This window comes from Haemophilus pittmaniae (assembly GCF_900186995.1).
Lineage (GTDB): Bacteria > Pseudomonadota > Gammaproteobacteria > Enterobacterales > Pasteurellaceae > Haemophilus_D > Haemophilus_D pittmaniae.
In genome coordinates this window covers 1,432,318-1,446,452 of record NZ_LT906463.1, presented here as the reverse complement: position 1 = coordinate 1,446,452, position 14,135 = coordinate 1,432,318, and the positions used below count along the sequence as shown (strand labels likewise).

At 40.6% G+C, this 14,135-nt stretch carries 13 protein-coding genes and 1 tRNA gene; 6 read left to right on the top strand and 8 right to left on the bottom strand.

Going from position 1 to position 14,135, the window contains the following annotated elements; genetic code table 11:
- Positions 1-2: 2 nt before the first annotated feature.
- Positions 3-893 (bottom strand): NAD(+) kinase, encoded by an 891-nt coding sequence (locus tag CKV74_RS07065; RefSeq protein ID WP_007241901.1) that lies wholly within the window; start codon positions 891-893, stop codon positions 3-5.
- 175 nt (positions 894-1,068) lie between these two features.
- On the opposite strand from CKV74_RS07065, the gene grpE reads away from it, so the two are divergent.
- The 3 genes from grpE to CKV74_RS07050 all read left to right on the top strand — a co-directional run bounded on the left by grpE (position 1,069) and on the right by CKV74_RS07050 (position 4,665).
- The gene (grpE, locus tag CKV74_RS07060; RefSeq protein WP_139026981.1) at positions 1,069-1,641 is read left to right on the top strand and encodes a nucleotide exchange factor GrpE; all 573 of its coding nucleotides are present in this window, start codon (positions 1,069-1,071) and stop codon (positions 1,639-1,641) included.
- A gap of 252 nt (positions 1,642-1,893) precedes the next feature.
- Positions 1,894-4,020, top strand: a complete 2,127-nt coding sequence (nrdD, locus tag CKV74_RS07055) for an anaerobic ribonucleoside-triphosphate reductase (RefSeq protein ID WP_007242267.1) — start codon at positions 1,894-1,896, stop codon at positions 4,018-4,020.
- 63 nt (positions 4,021-4,083) lie between these two features.
- Positions 4,084-4,665, top strand: coding sequence for a uracil-DNA glycosylase family protein (locus CKV74_RS07050; RefSeq protein ID WP_007242268.1), 582 nt, complete (start codon positions 4,084-4,086; stop codon positions 4,663-4,665).
- A 219-nt stretch (positions 4,666-4,884) separates the two neighbouring features.
- Here CKV74_RS07050 and uvrB read toward each other — a convergent pair whose 3' ends face one another.
- Positions 4,885-6,924 (bottom strand): excinuclease ABC subunit UvrB, encoded by a 2,040-nt coding sequence (gene uvrB / locus CKV74_RS07045; RefSeq protein ID WP_007242263.1) that lies wholly within the window; start codon positions 6,922-6,924, stop codon positions 4,885-4,887.
- A 396-nt stretch (positions 6,925-7,320) separates the two neighbouring features.
- Between uvrB and CKV74_RS07040 the strand changes: the two genes are divergently transcribed.
- Positions 7,321-7,396 (top strand) — tRNA-Asn (locus CKV74_RS07040).
- A gap of 100 nt (positions 7,397-7,496) precedes the next feature.
- Here CKV74_RS07040 and zevB read toward each other — a convergent pair.
- Together zevB and zevA are read right to left on the bottom strand one after the other, a co-directional pair.
- Complete coding sequence (zevB, locus tag CKV74_RS07035; RefSeq protein WP_007242266.1) at positions 7,497-8,477, bottom strand: zinc transporter permease subunit ZevB; 981 nt, start codon at positions 8,475-8,477, stop codon at positions 7,497-7,499.
- A complete protein-coding gene (gene zevA, locus CKV74_RS07030) occupies positions 8,470-9,099 on the bottom strand; it encodes a zinc transporter binding subunit ZevA (protein WP_095176933.1) in 630 nt (209 codons plus the stop codon). Before zevA ends, zevB begins: the two co-directional genes overlap by 8 nt.
- A gap of 338 nt (positions 9,100-9,437) precedes the next feature.
- On the opposite strand from zevA, the gene ettA reads away from it, so the two are divergent.
- Together ettA and CKV74_RS07020 are read left to right on the top strand one after the other, a co-directional pair.
- Positions 9,438-11,108, top strand: coding sequence for an energy-dependent translational throttle protein EttA (gene ettA, locus CKV74_RS07025; RefSeq protein WP_007242265.1), 1,671 nt, complete (start codon positions 9,438-9,440; stop codon positions 11,106-11,108).
- Positions 11,109-11,163: 55 nt separating this feature from the next.
- Positions 11,164-11,520, top strand: a complete 357-nt coding sequence (locus tag CKV74_RS07020; protein ID WP_164703787.1) for a SirB2 family protein — start codon at positions 11,164-11,166, stop codon at positions 11,518-11,520.
- 43 nt (positions 11,521-11,563) lie between these two features.
- Here CKV74_RS07020 and yciH read toward each other — a convergent pair whose 3' ends face one another.
- Genes yciH through CKV74_RS07000 form a run of 4 tightly spaced genes read right to left on the bottom strand, consistent with a single transcriptional unit; the run spans position 11,564 to position 14,068 of the window.
- Entirely contained in the window at positions 11,564-11,884 is a 321-nt protein-coding gene (yciH, locus tag CKV74_RS07015; RefSeq protein WP_095177144.1) for a stress response translation initiation inhibitor YciH, read from the bottom strand.
- Between the two features lies 1 nt (position 11,885).
- A complete protein-coding gene (gene pyrF, locus CKV74_RS07010; protein WP_039847945.1) occupies positions 11,886-12,578 on the bottom strand; it encodes an orotidine-5'-phosphate decarboxylase in 693 nt (230 codons plus the stop codon).
- Positions 12,579-12,596: 18 nt separating this feature from the next.
- Positions 12,597-13,775, bottom strand: coding sequence for a lipopolysaccharide assembly protein LapB (lapB, locus tag CKV74_RS07005; protein ID WP_095176931.1), 1,179 nt, complete (start codon positions 13,773-13,775; stop codon positions 12,597-12,599).
- Positions 13,775-14,068 (bottom strand): LapA family protein, encoded by a 294-nt coding sequence (locus CKV74_RS07000; RefSeq protein WP_007243543.1) that lies wholly within the window; start codon positions 14,066-14,068, stop codon positions 13,775-13,777. Before CKV74_RS07000 ends, lapB begins: the two co-directional genes overlap by 1 nt.
- Positions 14,069-14,135 lie beyond the last annotated feature (67 nt).

Sequence of the window (14,135 nt, the reverse complement as noted above, 5' to 3'; positions counted from 1 at the left end):
TGTTAAAAATGTTTTAACCAACCTAATTTTGAACTTAATACATTGTAATAATTATAATTTTTTAGGTGAAGCAGGCGCAGTTTATCGCGACTTTTGGCAATATGCACCACATCATCAGGGGTGAATCCTAAGGCAATTTGACTATCACAACCAACTTCCAGCTGTGATGTATTGTGATCGGCAAAACGAATTGAGATTTTGCTGTCGCCGTCAATGACTAGTGGACGCGAGGTTAAAGTATGAGGGAACATCGGCACCAAGGCGATCGCATTTAAATTAGGGGTTAAAATCGGGCCACCGGCAGATAAGGAATAGGCGGTTGAACCGGTTGGAGTTGAAACAATCAGCCCATCGGAACGTTGTGAAAAAGCAAATTTATCATTGATATACACATGAAAATCGATCATATGAGCAATTTTTGCCGGGTGAATAACTGCTTCATTGACTGCCGCGCCCGAAGATACAATTTGCCCATCTCTTTCAATTGAGGCTTCTAATAAAAAGCGTTCTTCAACAAAAAATTCCCCACGTTCTAAGCAAGCTTCCAATTGGGAATAGGCATTTTTGGGATCAATATCGGTTAAAAAACCCAAATTACCGCGGTTAATTCCGATCAGTGGAATATCATATTTGGCCAAAATACGGGCTCGTCCCAGCATATTTCCATCACCGCCAATAACAATGACTAATTGTGCTTGTGACCCAATTTCATCCAGGCTCGCTAAGGCACATTCCGCCAAATTCAGTTTTTCGGCCACTTCCCGTTCCACCAAAACATGGTAGCCGCGCTCGGAAAGCCACTGATAAAGATTTTTGTGCATGCGCAAATTCACGTCATTTCGCGGTTTTCCCACTAAACCAATGGTTTTAAAAGAAGTATGTAAGTTATTCATGAAATATGTCCAGAAAGCCAATATTATCGACTACGCTAAATGAATTTCTCCGTCTTCTGACGGGAAAATGATGATAAATACTTTTACATCGCTTGAATATAAAATTTTTACCATTATATTACAGCAGAACGTCGTTGTCCTAAAACGACTCCTGTTTTGAACTATGGAGAAGAAGATGTCTGATCAACAAGAAACCTTAAACGAACAAACCGTCGATGAAAGCCAACTTGAACAAGAAGTGGTTGCTGAAGATCCGCTAGAAGAAGCCATTGCTCGTGTGCAAGAATTGGAAGAGGCCTTAAAAGCCCAAGTGGAAGAAACTGCGAAAAAAGAACAGGATTTACTGTTACGGACCCGTGCCGAAATTGACAATCTACGCCGTCGTACCGAACAGGATGTGGAAAAAGCACATAAATTTGCCCTAGAAAAATTCGCTAAAGACCTTCTTAACACTATCGATAACCTTGAACGTGCTTTAGCAACACCAGGAAATACCGAAGATGAAGGAGTAAAAGCCTTATTCGCCGGAGTTGAACTCACCTTAAAAGAATTATTATCCACCGTTGCACGATTTGGTATCGAGCCGGTCGGCGTTGTGGGAGAAGATTTTAATCCGGATTTACATCAAGCAATTTCAATGCAAGCGGTAGAAGGATTTACCACTAATCAAATTACCAGTGTATTGCAAAAAGGCTATACCCTAAATGGTCGGGTTATTCGTCCTGCAATGGTGATGGTCGCTGCTTAAGCGCTTTTTTATAAAAAACGGCCGATACATATATTTTGTATCGGCCGTTTTTATTTTCCTGTTATTTATTTTTCTCTCTCACAAAATAATTTTTTCTTTGCTGTTGAGCGGCCAAAATAGCGGTGGCTCTATGCTTGGCGCATTTTTTAAATCACGAACCCATAAAAACACTACATATTGTGTGTTGATTATATATTTAGATCTATATATAGTAGTCCGCAATTTATTTCGCCATTTTTAAAGGAGCCCTCAATGAACCGTTTTTTTGTAATTAAACGCGACGGATCCCGTTGCGGATTTGATCTTTCCCGTATTCTCAATGCTATTGCTAAGGCCGCACAAGCCGTCGGTATTCAAGACCCAGGCTATCTACAGCAATTGTGCGAACAGATCGGTGCGGAAATAGTCAGCCGTTACCAACAGGAAATCGATATTAATCAGATTCAAAAAATCGTTGAAGATCATTTGATGGGCAGTAAATATCCACAAATTGCCCGAGCCTACATTGAATATCGTCATGATCGTGATTTGGCACGGGAAAAACGCAGTCAATTGACCCAGGAAATCGAAGGCTTAATTGAACAAAGCAATATTGAATTACTCAATGAAAATGCCAACAAAGATGCCAAAGTTATTCCGACCCAACGGGATCTACTCGCCGGTATTGTGGCGAAACACTATGCCAAGCGGCACATCCTGCCACGTGATGTGGTGGAGGCTCATGAAAAAGGCGAAATTCATTACCATGATCTTGATTACGCACCGTTCTTCCCGATGTTCAACTGCATGTTGGTCGATTTACAAGGAATGCTTTCAAGCGGTTTTAAAATGGGGAATGCAGAAATTGAGCCGCCTAAATCCATCGGTACCGCCACCGCTGTTACTGCACAAATCATTGCTCAAGTAGCTAGTCATATTTACGGCGGCACCACAATTAACCGAATTGATGAAGTGCTTGCACCTTATGTTACTAAAAGCTACCAAAAACATCTTAATAATGCAGAAACCTGGTCGATTCCCGATAAGGAAGGTTATGCCCGAGCGCTAATTGAAAAAGAATGTTTTGACGCTTTTCAATCCTTAGAATATGAAGTCAATACGCTACATACTTCAAATGGCCAAACTCCTTTTGTCACCTTTGGTTTTGGCTTGGGCACCAGCTGGGAATCCCGTTTAATCCAACAATCCATTTTGAAAAACCGAATTCGCGGCTTGGGCAAAAACCATAAAACTCCGGTCTTTCCAAAATTGGTATTTACCATCAAAAAAGGCATCAACCAAGCCCAAGGAGATATCAACTACGACATTAAACAATTGGCTCTGGAATGCGCCTCCAAACGGATGTATCCGGATATTCTCAATTATGATCAAGTCGTCAAAGTGACCGGTTCCTTCAAGGCGCCGATGGGTTGTCGCAGTTTCTTAGGCGTATACCGCGAAGATGCTCAAGAAATTCACGATGGCCGCAATAATTTAGGGGTGGTGAGTCTTAACCTGCCACGCATCGCTCTTGAAGCTAAAGGGGATGAGGACAAATTCTATCGCTTATTGGATGAACGTTTGGTCTTAGCCAAAAAAGCTTTAATGACCCGCATTGCCCGCTTAGAAACGACTAAGGCTCGGGTCGCGCCAATTCTATATATGGAAGGTGCCTGTGGTGTACGCTTACAAGCCGATGATAATGTGGCGCAGATTTTCAAAAATGGACGCGCTTCAATTTCCCTTGGTTATATCGGCATTCATGAAACCATTAATGCCCTATATGGCCAAGGCCATATTTTTGATGATGAGAAGCTACGTGAGAAAGGTATTGCCATTGTCCGCCGCTTAAGCGATGCAGTTCGCCAATGGTATCAGGAAACCGGGTATGCCTTTAGCCTTTACTCCACACCAAGTGAAAATCTCTGTGACCGTTTCTGCCGTTTGGATACCAAACAATTCGGCATCATTGAAGGGGTTACCGACAAGGGCTACTACACTAACAGCTATCACTTAGATGTAGAGAAAAAAGTGAATCCATACGATAAATTGGATTTTGAAATGGCCTATCCGCCATTGGCCAGCGGTGGCTTTATCTGCTATGGCGAATACCCAAATGTTCAACACAATTTAAAAGCCTTGGAAGACGTATGGGATTATAGTTATGAACGTGTGCCTTATTACGGCACCAATACGCCAATTGATGAATGCTACCAATGTGGCTTTACCGGCGAATTCCATTGTACCAGCAAGGGCTTTGTCTGCCCGAAATGTGGCAACCATGATAGCGCAACGGTTTCCGTGACCCGTCGGGTATGCGGCTATCTTGGTAGTCCGGATGCGCGCCCATTTAACGCCGGTAAACAAGAAGAAGTGAAACGTCGGGTAAAACATATGTAATGCGAAAATCACAGTGATAAAATGGCTCACCAGCTTGTGAGCCGTTTTTTTAAGGAGAGCAAAATGTCCGATATTTCTCAAATCAACCAAGCCATTATGGCTGATCCGCAAAATAAAACCTACACCGCTCAGGGGATCGCTCCGCTATTTGCCGCCCCAACTACCGCTCGAATTAATATTGTCGGGCAAGCGCCTGGATTAAAGGCCGAACAAAGCCGATTATATTGGAATGATTTAAGCGGTGACCGGTTACGTGAATGGTTGGGCGTAGATCGCGAATGTTTCTATCATTCCGGTTTATTTGCCATCATTCCAATGGATTTTTATTATCCGGGGAAGGGCAAATCCGGCGATTTGCCTCCACGCAAAGGCTTTGCAGAAAAATGGCATCCGCCTATTTTGGCTAATTTGCCAAATATCGAATTGACGATTTTAATCGGCCAGTATGCACAAAAATATTATTTACCTGACAATAAACTTAACGTGACGGAAACCGTCCGCCACTACCGTGAATTTGCGCCGCAATTTCTACCGCTGGTGCATCCGTCTCCACGCAATCAAATCTGGCAGGCAAAAAACCCGTGGTTCAAGCAAGAAGTAGTGCCTTATTTACAACAACGAGTCAACGCTATTCTTGACCGCTAAGCTATTAAATGACAAAGGGCGCGGTATTTCACCACGCCCTTTTACATTCAAACGCCCTATCAAAAATCAGAGTTTTTGCAAAAATAACATCTAACCCATTGATTTTATTAGCATTACTTTAAAAACTGAAATATCGCATTTCATCAACGCCCGTTGAAAATCCGGAGTTTTTACCAAAATAACTGATAACCCTTTGATTTTATTAAGGTTAGTTTAAAATTAATCACCCAAGGCCATAAATTGCTCGCGCAATTGATGCAATTCGTCGCGTAGCGCTGCAGCCTGTTCGAATTCCAAATCCTGAGCGGCTTTGTACATCTGTTGCTCCAATTTTTTGATCCGTTGCTGATATTCCTTGGCCGTTTGTGGCAATGCATAATTGGCCTGCGGTTCAGCCACAACCTTAGCACGAGATTTGCCCTTGGCTTTATGATTAGCACCTTGGCCGATATCCAGTAACTCGCCCACCTTTTTATTCAAGGCTTGCGGCACAATGCCATGCTCTTCGTTGTACTTCATTTGTTTTTCACGACGACGGTTGGTTTCGCCGATGGCTTTTTCCATGGATTTGGTAATGCTGTCTGCATACAAAATCGCTTTACCGTGCAAATTCCGTGCCGCCCGTCCAATGGTTTGAATTAATGAACGTTCGGAACGTAGGAAACCTTCTTTATCGGCATCTAAAATGGCGACCAGGGAAACTTCGGGAATATCCAGCCCCTCACGCAATAAGTTGATACCGACCAACACATCAAACTCACCCAAACGTAAATCCCGAATGATTTCCACCCGTTCCACCGTATCGATATCGGAATGCAAATAACGCACACGCACGCCATGTTCGGCCAGATAATCGGTCAGATCCTCTGCCATTTTTTTAGTTAACGTGGTAACTAATACGCGTTCATTTTGAGCCGCCCGTAAACGTGCTTCGGATAATAAATCATCCACCTGAATCGCCACCGGACGCACTTCAATCAATGGATCCAACAATCCGGTTGGACGCACCACCTGATCAATAATTTCTTGTCCTGAATGATCCAATTCATAAGGCCCTGGTGTTGCAGAAACATAAATGGTTTGTGGCGCCAAACGCTCAAACTCTTCAAAACGCAACGGACGATTATCCAAAGCCGATGGTAAACGGAAGCCATATTCCACCAAGGTTTCTTTGCGAGAACGGTCGCCACGATACATCCCACCGATTTGCGGTACGGTGACATGGGATTCGTCAATGATCAAAATCGCATCGGACGGCATATAGTCAAACAAAGTCGGCGGTGGTTCGCCTTCATTGCGTCCAGAAAGATAGCGGGAATAGTTTTCAATCCCTGAGCAATAACCCAATTCATTCATCATTTCGATATCAAATTGAGTACGTTGGGTAATTCGTTGCTCTTCCAGCAATTTATGTTCTTTGATGAAATATTCGCGGCGCTGTGCTAACTCGACCTTTACCTTTTCAATGGTATCTAAAATCCGTTCGCGCGGTGTGACATAGTGGGTTTTCGGATAGACGGTGAAACGAGGGACATTACCGAAGTTACGGCCGGTCAACGGATCAAAAAGACTTAATCGCTCGATTTCATCGTCAAACAATTCAATCCGTACTGCCTGATCATCTGACTCAGCGGGGAAAATATCGATCACTTCACCACGCACACGGAAAGTACCTCGTTGAAAAGCCTGATCGTTGCGGGTGTATTGTAATTCAGCCAATTGCGCCAAAATCTGCCGTTGATTGATGATCGCTCCGGTTTGCAGGTGCAACATCATTTTCAGATAAGAATCCGGATCCCCCAATCCATAAATTGCGGAAACCGATGCCACTACAATGGTATCGCGTCGTTCAAGAAAGGATTTCGTGGCAGAAAGCCGCATTTGTTCAATTTGATCATTTACCGCAGCATCCTTCTCAATAAAAGTATCGCTCGATGGCACGTAGGCTTCCGGCTGGTAATAATCATAGTAAGAAACGAAATATTCCACTGCATTTTCCGGGAAAAAAGCCTTCATTTCCGCATATAACTGCGCAGCTAAGGTTTTATTCGGCGCCAATAACATGGCTGGACGATTTAAGGTGGCAATCACATTGGCGATAGTAAAAGTTTTACCCGAGCCCGTTACCCCAAGTAACGTTTGATGGGCTAAACCATCGCTAAGATTTTCAACTAACTTAGCAATAGCTTGTGGCTGATCACCGGAAGGTTGAAATTCCGAATGGAGAATAAAAGGTTTGCTATTAATTTTTTCAGACATACATCGATTTGCTTTCTATAAATCTAACCGGACGCTATTTTAGCACAAACCACTCTAGGAACCCGCGTGAAAAAACCAAGTTTTACACATAGTTAGTGAAGTCAAGCAAAATGGCGATTTTTTTTTAATTCTTTTTTAAATTTTTTTGTGGATTTTTTGTAACTAATTGATAAATAAAAGATTTATAAAAAATGTCGATTTCATAAACAATCTAAGCCAAAGCCCGTTTCCAATTGGGATAAGCGTTTTTTAGGGAATTTAATCCACAAAGTTATCCACAGGCTTTGTGGATTAAAAACAAGGTTCAATTTTTAGGATTTTTTTTGAATTTGCCCGTTGACAAGGGACGGTCCCTTCATTAGAATGCGCGCCCTAATCCTTGTGATACCGAATTATTCCTCCTTAGTTCAGTCGGTAGAACGGCGGACTGTTAATCCGTATGTCGCTGGTTCAAGTCCAGCAGGAGGAGCCAAATTCTCTTTTGGTGTAGTTTTCGTTTGTCTCCTTTTACGAATTCTATAACTAGCCAAAAGATTTTTTAGCCCGCGTTTTGCGGGCTTTATTTTTATCTGCTAGCCACCAAATAGTGCAGCTCCGCCAATAGGTTGGGTGGTACTTGCATAGAGCAGACTAAATGCAAAGAAAATCATTATCCCTCCGGCCAAGCATTTGACCATCGCCTGCATTTTTGGAGATTCTCCTTTCTTACCATACCAACGCCCTAGTCGTAGTGCTCGTTCACGAGCATAGAGAACTAATAATGCAAATACAGACAGCATTAATCCAGTTCCGAATGACATTGCTAATACTGCGAGAATCCCCCAGCTATAAAGATCTAACATATATGCCAGAAAAAGCACAAAAATAGCGCCGCTACAAGGACGCATTCCAATGGTTAAAATAACCAACAACTGCCATTTTAAATCCGAAGATTGGCTTAATTGATGTTGGTTAGGTAAATGTTGATGTCCACAACCACAAGTGTCCGAAGGTATATTGCTTTGTGGCATAATGCGCTGAGTATGAGATTTTATTGATATCGGACGAACTGATTTAATCAACAATTTCCGTTTTTTTGCCAGTCCTTGTAGGCCCTGCATCATCCAATACCCACCTAATAAAACCAATAATATAAGTGCGCTACGCTCTAACCAGAGTTGGCTCAATTTAAAATATTTAGATGAAAGATTGAGGGCAACCACCACAATAGACGTTGCAGTAATCGCAACAATTCCCTGAGTGATAGAGGATAATAAACTTAACCATAAACTGCTTTTCAGTTGAGTTTGATGGGTAGAAAGATAACCGGCAATAATAAATTTACCGTGCCCCGGCCCTAAGGCATGTAATACGCCATAGGCAAAAGCTGCAAAAATCAACCACAAGCCAGCAATAACGGAGTTGGCTTGAATTTGATGAAGGTTTTCTGAAATTAAAAGATTGAAAGCTTTTTGCCAAGCAGCAACTTGCACAAACAACCAAGGTAAAAGCCAGAAAATAACGCCCAATACACCGGCTAATACAGCCGCTAATTTTAATTTTGTATTATTCACACTGAATCTTCACTTTTTGAGCAAACATCACACCTAAAGAATTATCTTCATCTTTCTGAGACTTATCCAATGAAGATGCATAGGATTGAATTTTTTCGTCTACATGCGGAGCCAGTACATCACCGTGGCAATTGGCTGGTAATTCATCAAAATTCACCGCATTTTTTATTTTTTCCGGATAATGCATCGCAACATAATAAGTTGGATCATAGGTTTGCAAATAAAATACTTGTCCGTTTAATGACTGTGGTTGACTCAATAAAAAATCAAAACTATAAGCGACCCGCTGCCCTACGACCTTCATTGAGGGATTTTTTATCTGCTTTTGATACTTAATTTTATCACCCTCTTTATTGAATAAATAGCTGAAATAATGTTCGCTAACTATATTATTCATCACCTCATCAGTCAGCGCCTGTAATGCTATCGGATCACCTTTAGCCTGTTTAATATCGTATAAAACAGCAGATGAACTAGCTTCATCCAATAACCATCGCATAGAAAAACCGACCAATTTATTCTCTTGCACTAATATCTTATTTTGCATATCAACAAATGCATGAGGGTGGGCTTGAGTAATTAAAGGCACTGCTAAACATGCACATAAAATAAACTTTTTCATAACAACATCCTAATTAAAAGCGGCTCAATTCTAGCATAGGACAAATAAATCCCCTGCTTGGTTTTCCTATCCCTTTGATTTTTCTTATCCTATTTTATTGACATATATCAATAAAGACTGATATCACCATTTCCTTATAACAAAAAATTATGTAATATCCCTCCCCGTCAAGTGATTGCTTGATATTCATAAAGTTCCTAAATAAAATAATCATAAATATAGCTAAACTACTTTCCTACCACCCAGTTCGGGTGGTTTTTTTTCGCCTAAAAATGGCGAATTCTACCAACTTCAAGTACAATAGCCGCGTTTTTTATCACCTCAAATAAGAGAAATTTATGTCAACTCAATTTGTATATACGATGCATCGCGTCGGCAAAGTCGTGCCACCGAAACGTCATATTTTGAAAGATATTTCTTTAAGCTTTTTCCCTGGTGCAAAAATCGGGGTACTTGGCTTAAATGGTGCGGGTAAATCTACCCTTTTACGCATTATGGCGGGTGTGGATAAAGAATTCGAAGGTGAAGCGCGTCCACAACCGGGTATCAAAATTGGTTACCTTCCACAAGAACCAAAACTTGATCCGCAACAAACTGTGCGTGAAGCGGTAGAAGAAGCCGTTTCTGAAGTGAAAAATGCACTGACTCGTTTAGATGAAGTTTATGCACTTTATGCGGATCCTGATGCGGATTTTGATAAACTCGCGGCAGAACAAGCAAATCTTGAAGCGATTATTCAAGCGCATGATGGGCATAATTTAGATAACCAATTAGAGCGTGCAGCAGATGCATTACGTTTACCAGATTGGGATGCCAAAATCGAACATTTATCTGGTGGTGAGCGTCGTCGTGTGGCACTTTGTCGTTTATTACTCGAAAAACCAGATATGCTCTTATTAGACGAACCAACCAACCACCTAGATGCGGAATCGGTAGCATGGTTAGAGCGTTTCTTACATGACTACGAAGGTACTGTTGTGGCAATTACCCACGACCGTTACTTCTTAGATAACGTAGCAGGCTGGATCTTAGAGCTTGACCGTGGTGAAGGTATTCCTTGGGAAGGTAACTACTCTTCTTGGTTAGAGCAAAAAGAGAAACGTTTAGAGCAAGAACAAGCGGCTGAAAATGCGCGCCAAAAATCAATTGCGAAAGAGTTAGAATGGGTTCGTCAAAATCCAAAAGGTCGTCAAGCGAAAAGTAAAGCACGTATGGCTCGCTTTGATGAGTTGAACTCTGGCGAATATCAAAAACGTAATGAGACCAACGAACTCTTTATTCCACCTGGTCCACGTTTAGGTGATAAAGTGATTGAAGTAGAACATCTCACTAAATCTTACGGTGATCGCACTTTAATTGATGATTTATCATTTAGCATTCCAAAAGGGGCTATCGTGGGCATTATCGGGGCGAACGGTGCGGGTAAATCAACCCTATTCCGTATGCTTTCAGGCCAAGAACAACCCGATAGCGGCTCAATTACGATGGGTGAAACCGTTGTGCTTGCTTCTGTCGATCAGTTCCGTGACTCAATGGATGATAAGAAAACCGTATGGGAAGAAGTGTCTAACGGACAAGATGTTCTCACTATTGGTAACTTTGAAATTCCAAGCCGTGCGTATGTTGGACGTTTCAACTTCAAAGGCGTAGATCAACAAAAACGTGTGGGCGAATTATCAGGTGGTGAACGTGGTCGTTTACACTTAGCTAAACTTCTACAACGTGGTGGTAACGTACTGTTATTGGACGAACCGACCAATGACTTAGACGTTGAAACCTTACGTGCGTTAGAAAATGCGATCCTAGAATTCCCTGGCTGTGCAATGGTAATTTCGCATGACCGTTGGTTCTTAGACCGTATTGCGACTCATATTTTAGATTACGGTGATGAAGGCAAAGTAACTTTCTACGAAGGTAACTTCTCAGACTACGAAGAGTGGAAAAAGAAAACCTTAGGTGAAGCTGCAACACAACCGCATCGTATTAAATATAAACGTATTGCAAAATAAGAAATTAAAGTGCGGTTATTTTTGACCGCACTTTCCTTTTACATCTGGAGTGACTATGTTAGTTTATTTGCACATTGTTTGTGCATTTTTAAGTTTGGGGTTATTAATTATTCGTGGCGGAATGCAATTAAGTGGGAAGGACTGGCGAGCAATTAAACTGTTAAAGATTTTACCACATTTAGTGGATACGCTTTTAATTGCAAGTGGTTTAACTATTTTCTTCTTATTCGGCTATCAATTAGAAAGCTGGCTCGTTATGAAAATTATCATGCTTGTGCTTTATATCTTCTTCTCGGCTAAATATTTTAGTCGTAAAGCGATAAAACCGAATAACGTATTCCTTATGTTAGCTATATTAAGTTTCTTGGGTGCAATTTTCTGTGCTTATTCACCAAGATTTATAGACATCTAATAAAAAATCCATCTTCTATTGAAGATGGATTTTTTATATCGATTTAGCCTCCAGCTAATTTCACTTTAAAACCTTTTTGTTCTAGAAGCTGCTTTAATAAATCGCGTTTTTCACCCTGGATCTCAATATTACCATCTTTAACCGAACCACCACAGCCACAACGTTTTTTAAGCTCAGCTGCAAGTTTTTTTATTTCATCATCAGCCAAATCTAAACCACTAATCACTGAAACACCAGCCCCTTTTCGGCCACTAGTTTGCTTTTGGATACGTACAATCCCATCGCCTCTAGGACGCTCTAGTGAGCGTTTTGGTTCTTTGATTCGACCAACATCGGTGGAATAAACTAAAGTACTATCGCTCATATTACGCAATAGAGGCATTAATTGAGCGAAGAACTTCAGCGGGATTCACTGCTTGAGTAATCGGCCGACCAATTACTAAATAATCAGATCCCGAACGAATAGCTGCAGCAGGCGTCATCACACGACGTTGATCACCAAAGTCACTACCAATTGGACGAATTCCTGGTGTAACTAATTTAAAATTAGGACCACAGGTATTGCGTAGAATCTCCACTTCTTGTGGTGAACACACAACACCGTCTAATCCTGCACGTTGTGTTAAATGAGCAAGGCGTAATACATGTTCAAGTGGTGAGGAGTTAATACCGATTTGTAATAAATCCAAATCTTCCATACTGGTCAATACAGTCACAGCAATCAATAAAGGCGCATCCTTGCCGTAAGGCTCAAGAATTTTCTTAGCTTCCTCCATCATTTTTAGACCACCACTAGCATGGACATCTACCATCCAAACTCCTAAATCAGCCGCGGAACGAACTGCTCTTGCCACAGTATTAGGAATATCATGAAATTTCAGATCTAAAAAAACATCAAAATTACGTTCATGTAGTTGTTTAACGAAACCAGTACCTAATGTCGTGAACATTTCTTTGCCAACTTTAAGGCGACAAAGACTAGGATCAATTTGATCCACTAATGATAAAGCCTCAGCTTCTGTTTCATAATCTAATGCTACAATCACTTTACTCATAATCTTACCTCTCTGTGTCAATTAATTATTTTCTGGTCTAATTGTTTCCCATTGCTTACAAGAAGGACAATTCCAAACTAATTTATGGGTTTGATAACCACAGTTAGTACAACGATAAGTAAATCCCTGTTTAATTCGTTCACCAACCATTTTATGCAATAAAATAAGACTTTCTTTACCCCGCCCATCTTCAGCATCATCAATTTGATATTGAATAAACTGATGAAAAACTAGTGTAGTTGGATTTTTGGCAAGCTGCTGATACAGCACTGTTTGTGCGGCATTGAGGCCATCTTTATCTTTAACCAGTTTTGCCAACATTAAATTTACATTATTATCTTGTGTCTGTTGGCCTGCTCTAATCAAAAATAACTCAAAACTATCTAATTCATTAATTTTTTCATAACAATACTTTAATTTTTTTAATACCTCACCAATATAGACTGAGTTTTGGCATAGTACATTTTCTAGCGTTTTAATTGCGTCTATGTATTGTTCAGTTTCTATATTAAGGTCTGCTAATAAAACTGAAGCTCTGACACAGGTTGGAGAAACATTGAGAGCTTTCAGCAAAATAGTACGTTTCTCAGATAAGCTCTCAACCTCTGAACTTATCGCATATTCACAGTAGCACTGCGCTAACTCTATGTTATTTTCTTTTGGTGATAGTTTATTTAGCTTTTCAGCTATATTAACTGCATTCTTCCATTCTTTCGTTTTTTGGTAAATCACCAACAGTTGCTGCAAAGCATTTTCTGCAAAATCAGGTTCATCTACTAACATAATATAAAGATTTTCAGCTCTATCATAAAAACCAATAGTCATAAAATCTTTAGCTAACTGTTGCTTAGCAAGAAGTTTCTGTTCGAAGGAATAATGTGGACTACGATCAAGAGCTTGATGGATACGTAGAGCTCTATCTACTTCTCCACGAGAGCGGAATAGATTGCCCAAAGTGAGCTCGGCTTCAAACTGCGAGTTACTTTCTATTTCATTCTCGACTTCTTGCTTTTGTAGCATATCTAAGAATAGATCAACTGCTTTATCAGTTTGATTAGAAAGCAAAAAATTTACCCCCGCTACATAATCGCGCGAAAGTTTATTACTTATGTCATCCTGATCTTTCTTAGCGCTTCTATGCCCCATATACCATCCATAAGCTGCAGCAATAGGCAAAAGCAAAAAGAGCAATTCAAGCATTAGATAGCCTTACTGTGAGAGGCTGTTAATTCATTGATTTGAGCTGCTTGACGTTTAACTTGGCGAGTGAGGGCCATGGTTTTGATCTTAAGTTTGAGATAAAAAATCCCTGTTAATAGCCAGCCTAAAATTAAGCCAAAACCAAACAAAATTGCAACTAAGGTCGATAATCTGAATTGATTTTCAGCAAAAATATAATTAAAGGTAATCATCTGATCATTATTAGCTCCTACTGTAATAGCGACTAACACTACCGCCAAAACAATAATAAAACCTAAAATATACTTAAACATAATTTTCCCCTACATTTTGCTAAATAATATCTATAATAAAAAACGACACTTTTAGCGTCGTTTTATA